The 23,802-nt window shown below is 40.1% G+C and carries 12 protein-coding genes; 5 read left to right on the top strand and 7 right to left on the bottom strand.

All coding sequences use genetic code 11. From position 1 onward, the window contains the following. Positions 1–2 precede the first annotated feature (2 nt). Together FNN09_RS04580 and dnaK are read left to right on the top strand one after the other, a co-directional pair. Complete coding sequence (locus FNN09_RS04580) at positions 3–1,244, top strand: efflux RND transporter periplasmic adaptor subunit (protein WP_143300304.1); 1,242 nt, start codon at positions 3–5, stop codon at positions 1,242–1,244. 213 nt (positions 1,245–1,457) lie between these two features. Further along, on the top strand, positions 1,458–3,377 hold the full coding sequence (gene dnaK, locus FNN09_RS04575; RefSeq protein WP_143300303.1) for a molecular chaperone DnaK: 1,920 nt from the start codon (positions 1,458–1,460) through the stop codon (positions 3,375–3,377). Positions 3,378–3,592: 215 nt separating this feature from the next. Here dnaK and FNN09_RS04570 read toward each other — a convergent pair whose 3' ends face one another. From FNN09_RS04570 to FNN09_RS04545, 6 genes are all read right to left on the bottom strand, one after another. Next, complete coding sequence (locus tag FNN09_RS04570) at positions 3,593–5,143, bottom strand: arylsulfatase (RefSeq protein ID WP_143300302.1); 1,551 nt, start codon at positions 5,141–5,143, stop codon at positions 3,593–3,595. Between the two features lie 143 nt (positions 5,144–5,286). Beyond that, a complete protein-coding gene (locus FNN09_RS04565) occupies positions 5,287–8,448 on the bottom strand; it encodes a chondroitinase family polysaccharide lyase (protein WP_185968870.1) in 3,162 nt (1,053 codons plus the stop codon). Between the two features lie 105 nt (positions 8,449–8,553). Then, a complete protein-coding gene (locus tag FNN09_RS04560; RefSeq protein WP_143300300.1) occupies positions 8,554–10,092 on the bottom strand; it encodes a T9SS type A sorting domain-containing protein in 1,539 nt (512 codons plus the stop codon). Between the two features lie 207 nt (positions 10,093–10,299). After that, on the bottom strand, positions 10,300–11,967 hold the full coding sequence (locus FNN09_RS04555; RefSeq protein ID WP_185968869.1) for a RagB/SusD family nutrient uptake outer membrane protein: 1,668 nt from the start codon (positions 11,965–11,967) through the stop codon (positions 10,300–10,302). 27 nt (positions 11,968–11,994) lie between these two features. Then, positions 11,995–15,120, bottom strand: coding sequence for a TonB-dependent receptor (locus FNN09_RS04550; protein WP_143300298.1), 3,126 nt, complete (start codon positions 15,118–15,120; stop codon positions 11,995–11,997). A gap of 84 nt (positions 15,121–15,204) precedes the next feature. Continuing rightward, positions 15,205–16,713: a hypothetical protein gene (locus tag FNN09_RS04545; RefSeq protein WP_143300297.1), complete on the bottom strand. Its 1,509-nt coding sequence runs from the start codon at positions 16,711–16,713 to the stop codon at positions 15,205–15,207. A 470-nt stretch (positions 16,714–17,183) separates the two neighbouring features. Between FNN09_RS04545 and FNN09_RS04540 the strand changes: the two genes are divergently transcribed. From FNN09_RS04540 to FNN09_RS04530, 3 genes are all read left to right on the top strand, one after another. Next, positions 17,184–17,912 carry a DUF6250 domain-containing protein gene (locus FNN09_RS04540; RefSeq protein ID WP_143300296.1) on the top strand — a complete coding sequence of 243 codons (729 nt, stop codon included), beginning with the start codon at positions 17,184–17,186 and terminating at the stop codon, positions 17,910–17,912. A 3-nt stretch (positions 17,913–17,915) separates the two neighbouring features. Continuing rightward, positions 17,916–18,575, top strand: a complete 660-nt coding sequence (locus FNN09_RS04535; RefSeq protein WP_143300295.1) for a hypothetical protein — start codon at positions 17,916–17,918, stop codon at positions 18,573–18,575. 83 nt (positions 18,576–18,658) lie between these two features. Further along, entirely contained in the window at positions 18,659–20,197 is a 1,539-nt protein-coding gene (locus FNN09_RS04530) for a sulfatase (RefSeq protein WP_143300294.1), read from the top strand. Between the two features lie 430 nt (positions 20,198–20,627). Here the strand turns inward: FNN09_RS04530 and FNN09_RS04525 are convergent, their stop codons facing one another. After that, positions 20,628–23,684 carry a chondroitinase family polysaccharide lyase gene (locus FNN09_RS04525; RefSeq protein ID WP_143300293.1) on the bottom strand — a complete coding sequence of 1,019 codons (3,057 nt, stop codon included), beginning with the start codon at positions 23,682–23,684 and terminating at the stop codon, positions 20,628–20,630. Positions 23,685–23,802 lie beyond the last annotated feature (118 nt).

The following is a 23,802-nucleotide window of genomic DNA, read 5'->3' as shown; positions in this document are numbered from 1 at the left end:
CTATGAACAAAACTAAACTAGGCATATCGGCTACAGTTATCATTGTTATCCTACTCATCTGGCAGCCTTGGAGTTTCATCTTTCAGAAAAACCCGACTACGACAGTTATAAGCAGCGAGTTTGAGACAACAATTAGTGTAACAGGCGAGTTAAAAGCAGAAAAAGCGGTGGATATAATGGTGCCTGAAGTGAGCTTTAATGAGGAAGTTGATATTTGGGCCATGAAAATATTGAGTCTGGTTGAGGAAGGTAAAATTGTAAAGAAAGGTGATGAAATTGCACAACTTGAACCAACTGAAGTAGAAGAAAACCTGAACTCTGTAAACGATCGTTTAAACGAGCAATACACCATTGTTGAAGATGCTAAAATAGATTCGAGCCTGGCTCTATCAGCTCAACGCGAATCAATTGAAAAGGTACGCGACAGGTTATTAGATGCGAATATTAAAGTCGAACAATCTTCATATGAGTCAAAAGCGGTACAAAGGCAAGCAACCATAGAGCTTGATAAAGCAAAACGCGCACTATCCAAGGCTCAACGCGATTTAATTACCAAAACCCAGAAACACAAAAGTAAAATTGCCAGAGGTCAAAGACGTGTTGACCGCTATGAGTATAAAAAAGCACTCTTGGAACAGCTACGTAGCGAATTAATTGTTAAATCTCCTGCCGATGGCATGGTTATTTATGGCAATGGATATAGTAGTCAGAAAATAAAAGTTGGTTCGCGCGTCGGTCGTTGGTCGCCACTTATTGCTACTCTACCCGACCTGAGCACCCTTATCTCTGAAATGCATGTTAAAGAAATTGACATTGCTAAAATTAAGGTTGGCCAAGTGGTTAAGATAAAAATTGATGCATTTCCAAAAGTAGCATTTGATGGCACCATCATCTCCATTGCCAATATTGGGCAGGAAATACCTGGCGAATTCCAAAATGGCTTTAAAGTAAAAGTAGAGCTGTTAGATTATAAAGAAACTCTTCTCCCTGGCATGACCACAAACAACTCCATCATTACAAATCGCATAGAAACAACATTGATGGTGGATAAATCTGCTATATTCAACCAAGATTCCATCAACTATGTTATTAAAAAGGATGGTTTCAAATTAATTAAACAGGAGGTTAAGTTGGGCCTTGAAAATGATAAGTTTTTTCAGGTTACAAAAGGTTTAATGGAGAATGACAAAGTATTATCTCATCTACCTGACAATGCTGACAAACTAGAAATCATCAAATTGTAGTCATCCATATTTTGAAATTTGTCAACTAACTTCAAATTCTTCTTGCTACAGTTGTCATTCTGTCATTAAACATGACATCTTCTTCAGTAATTTCTTCACTATGCTGTCAATTTTGCACAAATTTCAGCTCATATACTATTGGCACACCATTTGATTAATAGCTCATCGTTAAAAATGAATATTAATTAAGAACAACAAGATAATAATATAGCAATGGGAAAAATTATTGGTATCGACTTAGGAACAACCAACTCATGTGTTTCTGTAATGGAAGGAAACGAACCGGTTGTGATTCCAAACAGTGAAGGTAAAAGAACTACGCCATCAATCGTAGCTTTTGTTGAAGGTGGAGAACGCAAAGTAGGTGACCCTGCAAAACGTCAGGCAATCACAAATCCACAAAAAACGATTTATTCAATTAAACGTTTTATGGGTTCTATGTACGACGAGATTCCTAACGAAGTAACTCGTGTACCTTACGAAGTGGTAAAAGGAGACAACAACACACCTCGTGTTAAGATCGATGACCGCATGTATTCGGCTCAGGAAATTTCAGCAATGACACTTCAGAAAATGAAGAAAACAGCTGAAGATTATTTGGGTCAGGAAGTAACTGAGGCTGTAGTAACAGTACCTGCTTACTTTAACGATGCTCAGCGTCAGGCTACTAAAGAAGCAGGTGAAATTGCAGGACTTAAAGTGAGCCGTATCATTAACGAGCCAACTGCAGCTTCATTAGCTTATGGTTTAGACAAAATGGACCGCGACATGAAAGTGGCTGTTTTTGACCTTGGTGGTGGTACTTTTGACATCTCTGTGTTAGAATTAGGAGACGGCGTATTTGAGGTAAAATCGACTAACGGTGATACTCACTTAGGTGGTGATGACTTTGATGATGCAATCATTAACTGGTTGGCTGATGAGTTTATCAAAGACGAAAACATTGACTTACGCAAAGATCCAATGGCTCTTCAGCGTTTAAAAGATGCTGCTGAAAAAGCGAAGATTGAGTTATCATCTTCAACAAATACTGAAATCAACTTGCCATACATTATGCCAGTTGACGGTATTCCAAAACACTTGGTTCGCACTTTATCACGTGCTCAATTCGAGCAAATTTGTGACCGCTTAATCCAACGTACTTTGGAGCCTTGTAAAGTAGCTCTTAACGATGCTGGCTTAACACCGTCAGATATTGATGAAGTAATTTTAGTTGGTGGTTCTACTCGTATCCCGGCTATCCAAAATATAGTTAAAGATTTCTTCGGAAAAGCACCATCAAAAGGTGTTAACCCTGATGAAGTAGTAGCTGTTGGAGCTGCTATCCAAGGTGGTGTTTTAACTGGTGAAGTAAAAGACGTTCTTCTTTTAGATGTTACGCCTCTTTCTTTAGGTATTGAAACAATGGGTAGTGTAATGACTAAGTTGATCGAAGCTAATACGACGATTCCAACTAAAAAGTCAGAGACATTTACAACTGCTGTAGATAACCAGCCATCGGTTGAGATTCACGTATTGCAAGGTGAGCGTTCAATGGCAAAAGATAACAAAACCATTGGTCGTTTCCACTTAGATGGTATTCCACCAGCACCACGTGCAACGCCTCAAATTGAAGTTACATTTGACATTGATGCCAATGGTATTCTTCATGTAACAGCTAAAGATAAAGCAACTAACAAAGAGCAAAGCATTCGTATTGAAGCTTCTTCAGGTTTATCTGACGAAGAAATCAAGCGCATGAAAGATGAAGCTGAAGCTAATGCTGATGCTGATAAAGCTGAAAAAGAGAAGATTGATAAGTTGAATGGTGCTGATAGTTTGATTTTCCAAACTGAGAAGCAGTTGAAAGAGTTTGGTGACAAATTGCCAGCAGACAAAAAACAACCTATCGAAGCGGCTCTTGAGAAGTTGAAAGAAGCTCACAAAGCTCAAGATCTTGAAGCAATTGAAGCTGCAACAACTGAGTTAAACACAGTATTCCAGGCTGCATCTCAAGAGATGTACAACGCCAGCCAGCAGGCAGGTGGTCAGCCAGGACCTGATGCTGGTGCACAACCAGGACCAGACGCTGGAGCTCAGCAAGGTGGTAAAGACGACGAAGTGACTGATGTTGACTTTGAAGAAGTGAAGTAAGCTACTATCCTAGGATAGTCCACGATAAAGAAATCCCGGTAAGTTTTTTACCGGGATTTTTAGCATTATACAGTTCCTAAAAATTAGATATCAATTGAGTTTCACTATCTATTTATACAAAAAAGTGTAACGAAACATGAGTATTGCAATCACGTAGTTAACTCGCATTTCTGCAATGTATGTAAAGTGGTTTTGCCGATTTCTAAGCAAAGCTTTTACTTCAACTCTAATTGCTTAATCTTAGTATAGTCTCCGCCTCTAATGATTTCAAATGCAGCTTTCATTTCATTTAACTTATCTGGATTACTTTCTGCTAGATTATTCGTTTGACCAATATCATGCTTCAAATTATACAACTGATAATCGGAATGATTACCTAATTCAATATTTACCAGCGTATTACTTTCAGGACCTTTGTAAGGAGGAATCAATGCCCAATCCCCCTTTCTAAAAGCTGTTCGCGAAGTAGCTTCAATAACCAGTTCTTCACGTCCTATTGGTGAATGACCTAATAATGCAGGCATTACATTTTCACTATCTTGTACTTTCTTATCACTACCTGTTAATGCCGCTAAAGATGCGAATAAATCCATCTGACACACCAAAGCATCTGATATTCCAGGTTCAATTATTCCTTTCCAATAAGTAATAAAAGGCACACGTGTTCCTGCTTCGAACAAACTATACTTACCACCGCGAAGTTTTCCTGCTGGCATATGTTTACCTAGTTTATCAACAGCATCATCATAATAACCGTCATTTAATACAGGACCATTATCACTCGATAGAATGATAAGTGTATTCTCCATTAAACCCTCTTTCTCAAGGGTTTCAAAAAACTCACCGATACACCAATCGGCCTCTACGATTACATCTCCTCGTGGTCCCATACCCGATGCACCTTCAAAACGCGGATGCGGAGTGCGAGGCACATGTGGTTGCTGAAGTGCATAATACAAGAAAAATGGTTTTTTCCGGTTAGCACTCCTTTTTACATAGCTCTTAGCTTTTGACAAGAAATGATCGGCCATATCCACATCACTCCACTTAGCAGATTCGCCACCTTTCATAAACCCAATGCGCGGAATGCCATTAACAATGCTATTGTTATGCCCATGATGCCAATTCATCGTTAACAATTCCGGATTTTCTTTGCCTGTTGGTTCTCCTTCAAAATTATTTTGATAGCTAATCTCAATTGGATCATTTTTATCCAATCCATCAACATAGCCATTATCAATGTATACAGTTGGTACTCTATCCTGAGTGGCTGCCATAATATAAGCATAATCAAATCCCACCTCATTAGGTCCTGGTGATACGCGTTCGTTCCAGTTAACAATTCCTGCTCCAAGTCCTAAGTGCCATTTGCCAACAACAGCCGTTTCATACCCTTGCTCCTTAAGCATTTTTGGCACTGTCATTTGCTCAGTTCCAATAATCAAAGGAGCTGTACCTGGTAAAATTGCAGCATCTTTATTGCGCCATGGATAAACACCTGTCAACAAGGCATAACGACTTGGTGTGCAAGTTGCCGAAGTTGCATATCCATTTGTAAAACGGACACCACCATTCGCTAATTCATCCATTGCTGGTGTATTTAACTCGGTGGCACCATAGGCACCAATATCGCCATAGCCCAAATCATCCAAATAGATGAAAATAATGTTTGGCTTAGCATTCAGTTTTTTTTCTCCCTTAAGACAACTCACTAACGTTGCCAAAAGAAGAATCATTCCAATTGCTTGTAATAGTATTTTCTTCATATTATATATTCTTGTGATAGTTTCAAACTTTGGTAAGAGGGCGTCCAACTAGCAGACACCCTCTTTTAACCTGTAAAAATAATCGGACTATGTATTTGGGAATACTGAGTTCTATTAACTGGGTTTACTTTGTGTAATTTTAGCTATGCTTTTACAAAGCGGACAAACTCCTTTTTATTCTTATAGTTCACCTGTAAAACATACATACCTGGCTTTAATACGCCAACATATATGGGCTCGTTGGGCTCACAATGTAGCATTGACTGACCATCGAGTGATAAAACCGACACGCTACTTGCACCTACAACCTGGTTATAATTTAAATAATCGGAAACAGGGTTAGGATAAACATTTATTCTACTACCTGTTGAATCATCTTCTCCAGCAAGCGTTGCAGAGGTGTTCTTTTGCAAATTAATATCAATGGCTAATCCATGGATGGCAGTAAACTCGAGAATAGTTGTATTATTGATGTTATCAATAACTCGACAATTACTGGCCGGATTAGATAAAGAGAAGTTACCGTTGAGTGTCACTTGCACCAAACGCTCTTTTACCTCATCATCACTAATTAAACCATCGGGCACGGGCATGTTGATCGATGGATCGGCAAAACTAAGCTTGAGCTCACCATTGGCATCATTTTTAACCATTATAATGCAAGGGAAATTGCTGCTTGCTATGTACTGAGATGAAAGAGGCGTGTTGGCTTCAAAAATGACATGTGCAGTAGTAGAGGTAGCGTGGTCTTTAACTACATGTGCCACACGGTCTTTCTGAATCACTTCGTATGGTGCATTGTCAGAGTCCATATCGTTCTTAAACTGTGTCAATTCTGCATTGTTCGTTTGCACTAGTATGGCAAACTCATAGCCGGCATTTCCCGGTGCTTTACCATGATCAATCCAAGCTGTGGCAAAGTCACCATTATTAATGCTCCTGTTTTTGTCATTTCTCGACTCTTGATTGCTTTTACTAATTTTAAGCGTTCCCTCGGGCACATAATAACCCTGCCCCTTCGTATCCATTACTGTTATTGGATTATTGATATGGTATGTTTGACTAAAAGGAAACTGAGTAATGGTATTGGCATCAATTACTATGCTCTCCGATGTATTTGTTAGGGCAGCCTGAAAAAGTGTTGTTTCAGTGTTATAAGTTGCATTACTGTTGGTAATATTGCTACCCAGGCAAATAATGCATTTATCGAAAGCAAATACTGATTTACGAGCCACAAAGTCATCTGTATAATTAGTATGACCATTCTCATTGAGAAGCATGCCAAAGGCCCCATTCCCATCTTGAGAACACGCACCTGCAAAATCAGACTCTAATGAACGTTCATTAATTTTACTACTTGCCAAATCCAATAAATCATATGGCAGGTGAATTGTTGTGGCGCCAGGAAAACGGCTCCAGTCCCACCCTTCCATAACAAAACCACTCTTAACAGCGCTCACTGTACTGCCTGATGCTAATATTTGTACAGTTCCGTAGCTTTGGTAGCGCCCATAGCGGTTGTTTGATGAATAGATTTCTGTTCCTGTCACTATTTTATTAAAGCCTTTGATAGCTACCAGCCAGTTATCGCGACGGTGTAAGTTAAGCGCGCCATAATTAATACTCATATTACCTGTTGGTGCACTTGCGGCTTTTATGCCCAGGGCATTAAACTCATTGTACAAGTCTTTTTTATACTTGGTAAGGCGCATGTATTGAGACGCGGCATCGGCATCAATTGGATCTGTTGCTTTTGCCAGGTAGGCATAGCCATTGATGGCACCCGTGCCCAATTCCTGATCCATGGGCTTGCGGCCGCACACACTATTCACTATTGAACGATGATTGGCATACCAGGCGTGCACATCGAGTGCCTGCCTGAAGTTAGCTCGTGCTTCATCCGACAAATTATAAATTGTATTCCCAACATAACTGAGCAGTTCACTTAAACCACCGTAACCACCATTCATATATCCGGCATATATCATACCATGATGGAAACCAGCCCCATCGGGTTTAAAACCACCCATCACACCAACACTGTGCTGCATACTGGCGTTCATCCACCGAGCAAAAGATTGCATGTCACGCAACAATTCAGGCGAATTATCACGCAGCATAATGGCCATTAAGCGACCATTTATAATGGTATTCCAGGCATCTACAATACCCTGGAAATTTGAGGCATCAGGAGCTTGTCTTATTTCTGGCACACCCGTCCAATATTGAATCATCTCAAAGGCCTCATTGAATTTTCCTGCATCCTTAAGAGCATCTTGCATTAACCAAATAGCCTTTGGAAAACCACGAAACTGGTATCCATAATGATGGTTGGTTCCCAATCCACTTCCTACTGTCAGCCCTTGATCATATAACCAATCGAGTATATTAATAAATAGTTGATCAAAACCCACCTCCTGATTGTGGTGCCATGCTTTGGCTATATCATATAGTAAATCATCAATCTCATCGAAATACCTGTCGTTGTTACTTGCTTCGTGCTCATCTTCCGAAACAAACGCCGTTCCTACTATGCCATATTCTGTTCTTTGAATCTGCAAATCGTCGTATTCATCGCGTAGTTGGTTAATGCGGGTAGATGTGGGTGCGCTTCCTTCAATAGCAACAGTAATACGCTGCCTAATATCATCTAAGTCGGATATTTCTTCGGCACTTAATGAAGCAGGTAAGGGCATATCATATTGGTAGTTTGCTTGCCAGTACCACAATGCCGCCCAATGGTTATGGTTCATATCGGGGTTGATATAATCCAACTGAGCATCGGGTGTTACACGGTCATTGACACGTTCATCCGGAAACTTCATACGATCGAAAAATAAAGTACCGCCACCATGTCCTTCAGGAGCCGTTATGCTTATCCTAGTCAGGTCTTTATCAGCCTTGCTACCAAACATATCTTCATCAAAACGGAGCCAACAAGCGCGCCAACCGGTAAAATTGATGTGGTAATTAAAATGGTAATGTACCTGCCCTGCTGCATTTTTAAATTGAAACTGTAAATCGGCGTTTTTAGCATCCTCATTATATACCCACAACATCATACCACCCTTATACTCTTGAAGAGCATTGGTCATGCCTGCTGGTGATTCAATATTTATCTGAGCTCCCTCACTCCAGTTCCACATAACAGAACTAGAGCCCAATTTATAATGGCGAGAAGAGATACTTAAACCATTATCGGTAGCCGACCAGTTATTTGGTACACTCGCTTCAAGTCCCAAGTAGTTTTGAGCCTTTATGCTGCATGAGGCAATAATAAAAAGAAAGATTAATCCTAAACGCATCCAGTTAGTATTTACAGTTATTGTATATGAAGAACGATCCTCATCGTGCATACTCACGCTAAGAATCGTTCTGTAAATTTTTAGCAGTTTAATAATTACCTGCTATTATTTTATAATTACTTTACTTGATTTCACTTCCTTAGAGTCTAACACCATGCGCACCAAATAAACACCTGGTGAGCAATATGATACGTCAACACGTGAGCCACCATTATAGTTAACATTTACTTTCTGACCACCTAGATTAAATAGCTCTACCTGCTGCACATCGTTACGTAACATTAAATAATCTTGTGCCGGGTTAGGGTAAAATAAAGGTGCTTGTGACTCAGGTATAGCTTCACCTGCAATACTGGTTGCCTTCGGATCAATAGACGCTTTTATATCCCCTATTTTCCATGTAGACGCTCTTAAAGAAGAATTCGTACCATTAACATCGGCATAAGTATCTGAACAGGTATAAACAAATGCGAATGAAATGTTTGGGTTTAAAGGATCAACATCCACTTCACCAATACTGTTAACCCATGTTTGGTCATAGCCCAGAGATTCATCTAAATTAAAAGCATCTGTAATATCAACCCATGTGGCGGCGGATAAAGCACCTAATTGATCAGCCTGATTAATGGTATAATTCGTTGACATTTTAATTCTTAGTTCAGAATCACCACCTTTTTTGTATTGACTAATTCCCCAAAACGATAAATAGGCTTTTGAATAACCAGTAAAGTCTACTGCATTTAAAACAGTCCATGCTTCTGTTGGTGATACATCTTTCTCACTTCCATTGCCGTATACAGCACTGGCCTGAATTGACTTATAATCTTCTCCCTGTGGTTCTACTAGGTCAGTTCTAAGGTTCTCTGTTCTTTTCCAACCCTGCGTATTGGTGCTGACAACATCAACCATTTCAAATAAATTAAAATTATCGAATTGCCACTCAGCTACAGGCGTTAAATCTTTGGCCGTGGTCGTAAAGCGTACTTCGCAAACGCGCCATGCTCCAGGACGATCTACTTCAGGTGTCACATCTGTTTCCTTATCAACGACACCAGCCTTTAGGACCTGGTAACGAAATGCTAAAACTAAATTTGCAGCTCCCCGCCAGGCATTTAAATTTAATGTCGACTTGGTCCATTTACCATTGTAATTAACCTCATCATCAATTTGGTCTAATTGAGACGTTACATCCTCCCAAACTGTTGTTGTGGGGTCATCGGTATAATTATCAGAAATAAGGACGGAGAACTTAGAAAAGTTAGCCAAACCATATTCTGCTAAATTGAAGAAAGTCACTTGGAAATCCTGATGCTGAGGGTAAGCCGACAAATCAACACCATCAATAACTGCATAGGTATCTGTAACACCATAAGCATCTCCAACACCATCATACCCCTTGGCTGTTATACTTGTTGCTTCAGCATTTCGGGTATATCCCAGTTCTGCGTCTTCAGGTAATTTAGCTAGGTTGGTTGTTCTGCTCCAGAGATTACTCTCAACCGAACCAACTGTAATGTTGTGCTTGGTAAATCCTCTATTTGAGTCATATCTAAAATCGGGATAAAAAATAACTGTTTCTTGAGCTGAAACTTTAAAAACTACAGCTAAAAACAAGGCTGTAATTAAGAGTAATTGTTTTTTCATAATACGATAGATTTATTGTTGATTTAATAGCTGCTAAACTACTGGACATCAAGAATAGTTAAGGGTTGATTTGTACAAACTAGGGTAACATATTGTACAGTCAACATTCCACAACTACCTTAGAGCATGACTATTACAAAATAGTACATAAAAAAACCGAAGCTTATACACATAAGCTTCGGTTCGTTTATCAATCAAATAACAATATTACCAGTTGTCCTTTTGGTCGAGCAAGTTATTAATACTCACTTCTTGCAATGGATATGGTAATGTGTTGTGTTTCGTTTCATCGTAATTCAAACCGGCGCGCATGTAACTTACGTGCTGCTCATTCTTAGCATCAAAATTAGGATCTCCCTCTATGGTGGCATTTAAAAACTCTAAACGCTTGCCTAATAAACCCCAGCGAATTAGGTCTTGCTTACGTAGGCCCTCGAAACAGAACTCGCGCAAACGTTCATTTTGCAACTCGGTCAGAAAGGCCTCCTTAGTGGCGATAGCCTCTGGTGAAGCAATCTCAATTAACTCAAGTCCCGCTCTTAAGCGTACCTTATTCAGGTTGGCAATTCCCTCTGTGGTTGGCATTCCATTTACTTCATTACTGGCTTCTGCATGCATTAATAAGACATCGGAATAACGCAGAATTGGAAAATTAATCCCCGTATAGTTTTTATTAGGTGAGGCGATTGGCTCTAAGACCACATACGATTCGATCTGTCCATTATCAGGCTTCGTGTTTAACACACTCCAGTCGGTAGGTTCCCAACGGCGGAACTTAGTTGGACAATAAGCGGCATCCATGGTTGTTTTTACCGTGTCGATATTTCCACCTTTATTACGATAAGCTCTCACGTTCCATTGAGCGCGGGCATCTTCAGCTGCATAGCTATTTTTCACCACTGGTGAGGCATTAAGCATGGCATAGGCAAAAGGGTAACCCTCACCACCATAATTCCAGGCTACGCCATTGATATTTCCTACTTTACCACCTACTTGCAAGCCTAAATCGCGAAGATTCGTAAATGAGATTTCAAAAATAGACTCTTCCAAATCATAGGTATTTTGAATATATGTCATGAACACGTCGCGGTATCCCTGATCATCAGACGACACGTTTAATGCATGCCAATCATCTAAAATAACAGAGTCGCAATGCGCTTTCGCCAATTCAAACTTCTCGGTGTCTAATAGAGGATAGCCGGCCATTTTCAGGTAAACACGCGCTAATAAACCATGTGCCGCCATTTTGTTGGCATGCCCTGGTACATAATCGGCATCTTGCGCATGTGGTAATTTCTCGTAGGCATAAGTAAAATCTTTGATTATTTGCTCATACACCTGCGCTTCGGTTGAAGCCGCCACATGGTTGGATGTTTGATCCCTAGAATAGGTTAAACGCAAAGGAATAGGCCCATACCAGCTCACAAGCTGTGAATAAGCAAAGGCGCGCAAAAATCTAGCCTCAGCAATGTAGCGGTTATAAGCATCCTCTTCAAAAGCCTCTTTATCCAATTTCTCGATAAACATATTAGACGCATTAACACAAGCATAAAGTTGTGTCCATAATTTCTCAACCATTAAGTCAGCTGCCGTATGGCGATAAAGAGCCACTGTCCAGTTTTCATTATAACGGCGGTTATAGTACCCTTCATCAGAACCCGCATCAAAAACGGTAGGGAAATCAGAACCATACACCGCTTTATCACCCAGGTATGAATAGATACCGGCCATGCCTAACTGTGCCTCTGTATCATCAGAATAAAAATCATCCACCATCCAGTTTGAGTCTGGTGTTTTATCCAAAATGTCGGAACAGGCAAAACCCACAAGTACCAGTAAGCCTAATATTACCTTATTTATATTATTTGTTCGCATATCTTTATTTTTAAAGCTATTCATCAATTAAAATACTAACTCAATACCACCTGAAACAGTTGTGCTCTGTGGATAAGCAGAATAATCCAAGTTAGGTGTTAAAGCACCATATTTACCAACAGACACATCAGGATCATAACCCGAGTAATTGGTCCATGTCAACAAATTCTGTCCTGATACAAACACTCTACACTTTTTGAATCCCCAACGAGAAAGAAGTGATTGCGGCAATGTATATCCTAAGGAAACAGTCTTTAATTTCAGGTAACTTCCATCTTCAATATAACGATCATCAACCTGGTTTCCTTTTGGTGGCTTACCATATACTGTTTGGTAACGAATGGTGTTAACATCTGTATCAGTATTGTAAGGTGTCCATAAATCGGCCATCCCTGCTAAACCATTATTGGTTTTGGCTTGTGGCTGTTCAAATTCAATACGGTTGGCATTTAAAATGTCATGACCTACCGACCACTGCAAAAATATTTGACAATCAATATTTTTCCATTTAAAATCGTTGGTTAAACCACCAAAGTGATCTGGGTGAGGGTTACCAATAATCACACGATCTTTCTCATTGATCGTTCCATCGCCATTCTGATCTTTGAACATGATACTACCAGGAGCAACAGGCATGGCACCATTATCGCCAACACCATCTTTTAGTATGTAGGTTTGCGTTTGGTTGTCCCAATTAAAATCTTCGAACTGGTACAAGCGTTCAAACTGAAGTCCATAGATCATACCTACCGGTTCACCAACTCGCGTAATGTATTGATACTCGTTGTAGCTGCTTGACCAATCAGGGTTGGTATAAATGGCGTCTTGCCCACTGTTAAGCTTTACCGTTCTGTTTTTATTGAACGAGATATTGAACGATGTTCTCCATGTAAAATTACGATTCTTAACATTCACCGTGTTCAAGCTTACCTCAAGTCCTTGATTCTCTACTTCACCAACATTCTGTTGCACTCGGTTAAAACCTGTACTTAATGCCATCTCGGCATACAGTAATAAATCACTTGTATTCTTTTTGTAGTAATCAACTACCGCTTGAATACGCTGGTTGAAGAAGCCCATGTCAATACCTACGTTCATTTGTGATGTTGTTTCCCAACGTAAATCAGGCACACCCATGTTGCTTTGGTAGGCACCAGGAATATATTGTTCGTTAAATGTGTATCCACTTGACGAACTAACATCTAGGAGGTTGTAGGCAGCAAAATCACCAATACGGTTGTTACCTGTTAAACCCCAACCACCTCGGACTTTTAAATTAGAGAAGACACCCAGGTTTTTCACGAAACCCTCTTCGCCAATACGCCACGCGGCCGAGAACGATGGAAAGTAACCCCATCTGTTTTCTTTCGTAAATTTGGATGATCCATCGGCACGGAAGTTAGCTGTTAACAAATAACGCTGCTTATAACTATAGTTAACACGTCCGAAATATGATAATAAGCTATTTCCTGATTTGTAGGTTTCCGGGATTGATGGTGCCGTACCAATATTTAATTTATCAATACCAAAGGCATCCGTTGGAATCTGCGAGTTCTTCATTTTGCCATAACCATAAGCACGGTCCTGAATTTCCATTCCGGCAAGTGCTCCAATTTTATGACTTTTATTAAGTGTTTTCTGGTAGTTTAAAGTGTTAGAGGTTGACATGGTTTGGTAACGACGATTAGTAACACTACCGTTAATACCGTCATTTCCTCTTGTTCCCTCACGGGTATCTTTACCAAAGAATAATGTTTCTTTTCTATTGTCAATCTGATAGTTTCCGCTTAAACGCAATGTTAAGTCTTTGGTGATTTTATAATTCAAGTATAAATCACTGCGCACCACATCCTGACGACGACTACGCTCGGTATTGGTCAGTGTTTTAACCGGATTAAAGCGTCTGTCGTTTGGATCAGTTAAATCAACACCACCGTCTAAACCATCGCTTACATTTGGTTCTACTGGACGGAACGTAATGGCATCTTTAATGATACTGGTATAGTTATTACCAGCAATATTAATACCCTCACGGTTATTATAAGAGTATTGCATGGTACCTCCTACTGTGGCCTTCGAATTAATCTTATGGCTAAATTTTAAACGGTTAATCAACTTGGTAAAACCAGTATGGATAAGTGTACCTTCCTGATCAAGAAATTCACCCGAGTAATATAAAGTAGTGGTTTTATTACCGGTACTTAATGACACGTTGTAGTTTTGAATAGTAGAGGCTTGGAATATCTCATCCTGCCAGCTTGTACCTTCCACATCGCGGTATAATTCAGGATCTTCCCAGTGCTTGTAAAATTGCCTCACATTGTCTGATGGGTTATAACCATCTTTGGCATAAGCAACTTCTTTTTGATAATTCACATACTCGTATGGCGACATCACCTCTAAACGTGATGGTATCCACTGAATACCTGCCGAAGCATTAACTGACACATCCGTTTTACCATCGGAACGACCACTTTTAGTGGTGATGATGATAACACCATTGGCACCACGAGAACCGTAAATCGCCGTTGCAGAAGCATCTTTCAGGATATCAAAATCCTGAATATCGTTGGAACTAATACTTGCAGGATCAAAGTCTTCCAAAGGAATACCATCTACCACATACAATGGTGAGTTATCGCCCGTGATGGAGTTACCTCCACGTATCACAATGTTTAAGCCCTCACCGGGTGTACCATCGGCAGCTGACACTTGCACACCTGCTACACGACCAGCTAATGCCTGGTCGTAGTTGGCTGTTGGCGACTTAGTAAGGTCGCTGGGTGTTACTTTAGCAACAGCACCCGTTACATCGCGCTTGGTGGTTGTTCCGTACCCGATTGCCACAACTTCATCTAAGCCTATTGACTCGGGCTCCATCGTTACGAATATCTTACTTTTACCCTCAGCACTTAGCTCAACATCTTTAAAACTGATGAATGAGAAAACGATGATATCGGTATTTTTTACTCCACTCAACACGAACTCACCATCCATATTACTAATGGTACCTGTAGAAGTGTTTTTGATCATGATATTGACCCCTGGCAAAGGTAATCCGGTGTCGTCTAAGACAACACCTGTGATGCGTTTTTGTGCCATTAGCGACATAGAAACGCATAGTATTATTAATATTGAAAGTATATTTTTCATTTTATTCTTCTTTAATTTTTTGACACGCTGGTTCTACCAAGCATCTCCTTTTGAATAATGCAATTGTTGAATTATGAATACTGCTTATTCTTGCGCTTGTTCTTTAGCATCAAAACGAACATCTGAGATGTAATAACGTCCACCTCTACCAGTGGCTCCTACAATTTCACCCTCAAAATAAGAAGCGAATTTGAAAGCAACGGTTAAGTTCTTTTCGTTTTTATAGGCCTCCAAATCAAGTACGTTCTTCACCCATTTGCTATCGGCATTTCTAGTCAAATCCTTTAGCCCATCAGGGTTATCACCTTTTTGATCTCCAGGATATGGAGTACCAATAAATGTGTTACCCGAATTATTAATCTCACATTTCAGCACATCATTCACTTGTGTCCACGTAGCCGCTTCAACATCATTAGTAAAGTCGGTTGATACATATATCTCAAGATTGGTTGGTGTTCGTCCTTCTTTATCTGTCATGTATTCAACGTACTGGTTTTTGGTCCAGAAAGTAGCTGTTAACTCATAACCTTGGTTGTAATTAGCTAAATTTTGAGGATTAATAACCGCCCATGAAGTATGTGGTTGTGACTTTTTACTCACCACAATATTGGTCATAATTGATTTGGCTGAAGCAGCACTTTCTAATCGATCATCTCCAGCTAAGTTACAAGGTGCACCTGCAATCCATGTCGCACTTTCTGAAATAGCTCCTTGCTGAGTGATAAACTTTTGGAATCCGTAAACTGGACTTGGCGCTTCTAAAGTGGCATAAAACAGATTGATGGTTTGCAATTCTAATTCTGCTGGTTCTTCTGAAACCACAATGGCAATGGTGCTTTCTCCTTGATAAGAAACCACTTCTTCACTAATGTTACTAATCACATTAATCTGTGGATAGTAGGTATCCTCGGCCGGTGTAACGCCTGCTACTAACTTAATAATACCTGTAGCAGCATCAATGGTAAAAATATCGGAGTGCGTGCCTAACTCATAACGTATATCAGGATTACTTCCTTGTGATACATACGGTGCAGTTGTTTGCTTTGATCCATCTAACAATAGATTTTGCATTACCGGACGATAGTTTAATGCTGTTACCAATGCTGGACCCACCTTTAAATGAAATCCCTTTTCAAAAGTGGTCTCTCTTTTGTTCACGGCATCATCCGGTGAGGTGATCACTTTTATGTCAAAATAGTAATCGCCAAAAGTAAAAGGATTGTCTCCCTCAATAGTAATAGTTCCTGCATCTTTATATTTTACAATCGGCACTCTATCACCTTCATCGTTCACTGTGATTGTATCATTCTCGGGGTTAGCTATAGAAACAAATTTAAGATGCTCCTCACCTAACTCAGCTCCCTCGGCATTGGTTATTCGCACTAACTCAAAGTAAGGAATTAAACCGCCAGTATTAACCGCTGGTGGAAAAGTGATTACTCGTTGACCATCGCGGGCCTCCAAAACTTCAAGGTATTCTAATTCAGTTGGTGGCAAATAGGCCATCTCCGAATCTTCCATAAACGTGTCTTCTTGGCATGCTAAGAATAAACTTAACGATACTAACAACGACAGGAATGTTACTTTTTTCATTACGCTTAGATTTATTTGTTACGATTAACTGCTTTCTAACCTTGATAATTTTTAACGTCAATTAACAATTATCAACATCACAAAAGTAGAGGTGACATCTTATTCTAAGGTGTTCAATTGTCCGTAATAGGTTTAATATCATACATTGAACAATTGAAACACACGACCACTAATCACTGTAAGTCTATTAGTTACACAAATAAACTCAGATAAATATGCTATAATCTGAAATAACAACATGAACCTTTTGCTTAGAATAGCAGGTGTAGAATCGCAACAATATTACCGGGGATAGGAATGCTCAAACGTACAAAAAAAAACAATATCTACATGGACTGTATTTGGGCTATTTTTCTAAAAATCATGACCGGAGTACAATATTAACCACTCATTGAATTATTAGAGTATGGCTATTTATTGTGTAAACGTATTTTTGCCCCTAGTTCAATCATTGATAAAATTACGCTATCATGCAAACAACAACTAGCTTCATATGTATGGCCTTGCTGCTTCTTATCAGCTCATGTGCCAATCATCAAAAAAAGAACATCCGTTTAGGAAATGATGATTACCATGCCGATCTACTCTACCACGACAATTTCAATAGTAAGCTTGATAACTGGACGGTGGAGCAACGAGAGGGTGGCACTGTACAACTAGTTAATAATAGCATGGACATTGATGATGTCAATGGCTGTACGGTTTGGTTCAACACTAAACTGAAAGGCAACGTTTTAATTGAATATGATGCCATTGTTATTGATAAGGGAGGTGCTAATGACCGAGTGTCAGATCTTAATTGTTTTTGGATGGCCAAGGATCTCAACTCTGTAAATTTCTTTGATAACTCAGAGTTGCGCGGAGGAAAATTCCAAAATTATCATGATATGCAATTATATTATGTAGGCTTGGGTGGACATGACAACAGCAAAACCCGTTTTCGTAAATATGCAGGAGGTGGTGACCGGCCCTGTCTTCCAGAGCATGATCTGAGTGATCAAAAATACCTGATTACCGCCAATCAAACCAATACCATTCGCTTGCTTGTATATAATGGTCAAATACAATATTACCGTAACGAGCAGTTAATCTACAATTATAGGGATGACACGCCTTATACCGAGGGTTACTTTGGTATTCGAACCTATAAGAACCATATGAGTATTGATAATTTCAAAGTATACCAACTAAGCCAATAAATCATGACAAAATCACTATTACTCATATCCATCACCTTACTCTTTTTATCGTTAACAAAGGCCCAAGACAAAGAATCGGTTAAACAACTAGATGAGTGGACATTTTATGGTGAGGGCACCAAACTACTAGAAGGGCATGGACAGTACCTGCTAAAAGAAAATCCGAAGGGTAGCAAAGGCGTAGGTCTTATCAGCCCTGTCAGTTACTCTGAAAATGTGATGATGCGTTACAAAGCTATGGCCTTAACACCTGCCACCGTGCTAGTGGCCATATTATCAGCGTCGGACCATGGTGCATCATCCGACCTAAGAATAGCGGATGACTATGATGGAACCATCAAATTCTGGTCGGGCGGATGCGACAATTACTTTTTTGCTTTTCACAATGCCGCACATAATTATCCTCCCTTTGTACGACGCTTTGACGATGAGCGTATGATGCTTGACATTGCCAAGAATAATGTAATGCATGTGGGCAAGTATTACGCCATAGAAGTTGGGCGAAAGAAGAACACCATCTGGTTAAAAATTGATGGCAAGACAATTCTAAAATATAAAGATCCGAAACCTTATAGCGGAGGTCACCTGGGCTTACGCATAAGAGGTACTGGTGGTGAATATGCAGCCTGCCTGATTAAAGATTTTGAGATTGTTACTGATTAAATACGAATTCATTCCACAGGCATTAGCTGCTATTTTGTCCATCAGACAGCTTATTTCAATACGATAATTAAAAACCTATTTATATGCAACGAAAATACATTAGTCACCTATTTATTTTAAGCTGTTTACTGTTACAGGTATTAAATGGATGCATCCATACCAGCAAAAAGAAAGTCTCTAGACCCAATATATTAATGATTGTCACCGACGATCAGGGATATGCTGATTTCAGCGCATATGGAGGTTCTGAGGATGTACAAACGCCACATTTGGATGAACTGGCATCAAAAGGTACCCGTTTCACGAATGCCTATGTATCCATGTCGGTTTGCAGTCCCTCGCGCATGGCTATGTTAACGGGTCGTCAGCAACAGCGTTGGGGCGTGTATAATTACGGTGCTAACTTTCCTGATAGTGAGATAACGCTGGCCGAACAGCTGCGAGCCAATGGTTACCAAACAGGCATGGTTGGTAAAACACACTATGGCCCTGTTACTGGTCCCGGACATAAAGGATTTCCCACATCGCATGGTTTTGACTATTTCTTTGGTAAAGAGGGTGGCACCATGGATTATAACCGACACAAACAAAGCGATAGGGATGGCTTCACCACAAAAATGGCCAACCACCTGGGCATTGGTCCGTTTTGGGATAACGACCAACAGGTGGATATGGAAGGTTATTCAACAGATATAATATTGGATAAGTCCTTGCAGTATATTGATGAGCACAAAGACAATCCGTTCTTCCTAATGGTATCGTTTAATGCTGTGCATTTATTTACCCACCAAATACCTGAGGATGACTTAACAGCTATGGGCTTAGATAAGGTACCAGACTGGGATCCATCAACTGGTGACTGGGACGAATATCTGGAGTGGTACGTTAATACCGTTGGCCCCAATACGCCTCAAGGACGACCACGTTACTTGTACCACCTCAACAAATTAGATGATGCTATTGGCGCGTTAAACAGTCAATTAAAAGAACTGGGCCTTGACGATAACACCATTGTACTTTTCATCTCTGATAATGGCGGATCACCACGAACCTATGCTGACAATGCGCCTTTAAAAGGAAATAAATACATACTTGAAGAAGGTGGTATTCGTGTGCCATTTGTATTGAGCTGGCCAAATCACCTACCAGAAGGTAAAGTTTATGAGCCAACAGTGAGTGGCATGGACATTTTTCCAACGCTACATGCCGCTTTAAACATTGAGCTGCCTCAAAAACACTTAGATGGTAAAAATATACTTCCGTACATCACTGGTGAAAACACCGATAATCCACACGAATGGCTTTTTTGGACCGGCTTTCATTTAACAGGTAAACCATTGGTTTATGATGATCCGAATGGTGCATTAGCCAGACACGACCGAACCTACAATGGCGATAATACCGGATGGGCAGTACGTTATCAAAACTGGAAATTGCGCTACCAGGGCCGCAGCGATGCATACGAATTATACAATTTGGAAAATGACATCAGCGAACAAGTTAATCTGGCTCAGCAACACCCTGAGTTAGTGACAAAAATGACCAAACGCTTTTTTGAGTGGCACGAAGAAATTAAGAAAGACCATAAGAATTATGAATTACCCGAGTCAAGTGAGTTTTAAATAACAATACCTATCTGCTAAATAAAAGGGCTGGCCAATGCAAATATTGACCAGCCCTTTTTATGTAGATTAAACTTAACAGGACTATTAAATTATTAACAGGAACATCATTGCAGTCAACAGGGAGTATAGATATTGAACAGGAAGTTTGAATTCTCGTGATTTAATGCTCCTGTTCACGATTTGGAGTTCCTGTTCGTGATTTAGAGCTCCTGTTACTAAATCAAGTATTCCTGTTACAATTTAAGTCCTCCTGTCAGCAATACTTATTCTCTGTTCTAAATTTCATTCGCTTTTAGGAGTAATACTCCCAAAGATTAATCATTCCGTATTTTTATCTCGCTAAAAGAAGTACATCACAATGGATTGTCACAAAAAAAGGGCTGACCAAGTGATGTTTGATCAGCCCTGTTAAAAACATTCGATTCAATTACTTCATTTCTTTCAAGCGAACTTGCTCGCTTAAACCATGCTGGCAAACAACACTAAGCCATGTGTTCCCATTCTCCAGTAGTTTCACTTGAACAGCTTTGTCTGTTGTTTTCCACTTACCCACTATCTCAAGTTCTAATACAGTTTCCTGACTTGGACTTGGACGCCATGGACGCGAATAAATACTACGTTCCACCCTTTTGCCATCTTTATAAATTTCATCAGCCGGACCAGAATACAAAGCTAAGTCAGGGTTAACAAGGTTAAGCTCCAGTTCGTCATCAGTTTGCTGCGCCATAGCTATACATGGCAGGTTCGTATTTTTTATAAGGCCATCCGCATTATTTTGGGCTGCTTCATAAAAAACATAACCAGTTTCATTGCTTTCTTTGTTATAAACGATATGCTTGTCAGATGTTTGGTTTATTACCTCATACGATGGGTTTTTCGATCTTTCTCTAAGGGTTTCAACACTCGTTGCTGGTAGCACACAATACTGATAGCTGGCATTTTTAGGTGCTTTACCGTGTTCAATAACCGCAGCAGCAAAACTTCCTTCAGTAGGCTTTTCGCTGCTTTCATCACGCGACTGTTGAAGGCCTTGTTTCACATAAATTGTGCCCTCAGGTAACAAATAACCATTGCCCTTATTATCCATCATCCATGATGATTGTGCCTTAAACTGCTCATCATCTCTTTTGAACACTTCGCCATTAATCAGTATCGCAGGATCATTTTCTGCCATATGATTCTGAAATAAAACAGTTTCAGTTGGGCGCTCAGCGTTGGCATTTTCAATTCCTGAACCTAAACAAACAATTAAATCATCGAAAAAGAAGTAGGACTTGCGTGCTCTTAAACTCCCCTGGTATTTATCGTGTTCGTGCAAAATAAAAGCATAAACACCATTGTTATTTTTGGCATGAACACCACCGGCAAAAGCCTCATCGGAGAATAACATCTCTTCATATCCCGAGAACTGATCAACATTACGAATATCTGCTCTTAAGTCATCAAGAGGTAAATTAATAACGGTAGTACCAGGAAAACGGTTCCAGTCCCAACCTTTTTGCACAAAACCGCTAGAGGTTTGCGTTACAGGGTCGCCAGCACCCATCACCTGCAGCTGTCCATGTGCCAGGTAGCGGCCATATAAGTTGGCCCCTAAGTATTGCTCCGAAGCCCACAGGTACCGCGAATGTCCGCGTACTGATACCGACCAATTGTTACGACGGTGAACAGAAGAACAAGCGTATGGCATGGTAATGTGGCCGGTTGGCGTAGCTTCTGATTCAATTCCTTCTTTTATAAACGCCTTGGCGTATTTACTTTTTTTACCTGCTGATAAACGCAGGAATGCCGATGCCAATTCATGATCGATTGCATCCTGCCCATCGGGAGAACCTGCATTGGCCAATATAGCATAATGATCAGGCACCAATTTTCCTTTTCCCTCGGGATGTCGCCCCGACATGGATGTTGGCCAATGCAATTTATTACAATAAAAACGCATGGTTAAAAGGGCCTTTTTAAGGTTGTCATGTGCCGTTTCACTCACCTGAAAAGGAGTTGAATTCAAAAAATAAACCATGCGAACAGCACCAGTCAATCCGCCTGTTGCATAGGACGGGTAATGATTGGCATGGTGGTAAGCCGAACCATCAATCTTAAAGGCATCATTTAAGCCGGGTGCCGGCATCAGCCCATTATCAATCCATCGTGAAAAGCAATTTAAATATTGAACCTTTTGAGGACTATCATCCATAATTAAAACACTAGCCAAACGCCCCATAACCTGGGTATTAAAAGCATCCATATCCATGCCATAACCTACAGGTTTTTCAAACACTTCACCCAGGGCTGCAAACCACTGCATGCCTTCAACAGCTTCCGATAAGCGTTTATTTCGGGCCAGCACATCGCGCATAATAAATAAGGATCTGTAATAATTTCGCCAGTTATAACCATAATGGTGAATCGTACCGAAACCACTTCCTGCTGCAAAGCCCTGGTCAATCATGTGATCATAAAGATCAATGAACATATTTTCCAATGCTTGCTGTTGATTTACGTCTGAACTATTTGCATGTGCGCTTGCTACTTTCATCATAAAATCGAAGTAGCTTTTAACATTCTGATGCGTGGCATTATAGAATGTTTTTGCCTGTTTATGCGTAATGTAGGGCAGGTAAAGTTCAGCATTACGGCCAAACCAAATTGGCAAACCTATAATGTGTTTCCCTTTACGTTGTATGCCGTAGCTCTCAAATTGCTTTTGCAAAGAAGCGACTGTCTTATCACTCACAGTCTGCTTTTTTAGTATGTCGTCCTGAAAACGCTTCTCGATATTTTTAAAAGCTTTTTGATCTGCCTTGGAAATACCAGATGGCAAGTCCATATCTGGCTCGGCTAAACTGGCAGCCTGCTGAATCAGCCAATTACTGGTGGTACCCTTGTTCACAAATGGCACTTGCTGATCGGGTGTATGATGACGACTATCGATCGCCTGACATAGAAACATGTGATCGATAAACAACTGCCCTTTCTGAATACTCTTAGGCCCTTCGATGCGCATTCTGTTCATTGAACTAACGGGCATTCCCTCCATATCGCGTTCATAAGATACCCAGGCAGCACGCCAGCCTTTATAATTTAGTCCAAATGAGAATTGGCAGTTATCTGTTTCATCGGTACCAAAAACAAAGGTAATATGATCGTCTACAGCTTGCTCGTTGTAAATCCAAACTGCGAATGAGGGGATGGATTTATTCTCACCATCAGGATTAAACGGTTCAAAACCAATTGCCTGATGCAAGGTGATATTGCCATTTTTTTTCCACGACCATCGTAGTGACTTTTCGCCATGTTTGTAATGGGATTCGCTTGATGATATTGTATTTCCTTTTGATAAAGTCCACTGTTTCTGCTTGACATCTTCAAACGACCACAATTTTTCGTGCTCAAACTCTTGAGCTATAATGGACATATTTGTGCCCATCAGAAATACGATTAAAACAAATAGATTTAAACGATTTGCTAGCTGATTAATTTTCATTTTTACGCTTCTTTAATAATTTGGCTTAAAAGTAAGAGCCATCAGGTCAATACATGGTCACATCTGTACATCGAGCAGCTAAATTTATTCAAATAGAACGATGATTAGACATTGTACA

The organism is Carboxylicivirga sp. M1479, from assembly GCF_007097485.1.
GTDB lineage: Bacteria > Bacteroidota > Bacteroidia > Bacteroidales > Marinilabiliaceae > Carboxylicivirga.
Note: the sequence above shows the minus strand (reverse complement) of the source record. Positions and strands in the feature narration are given on the sequence as shown.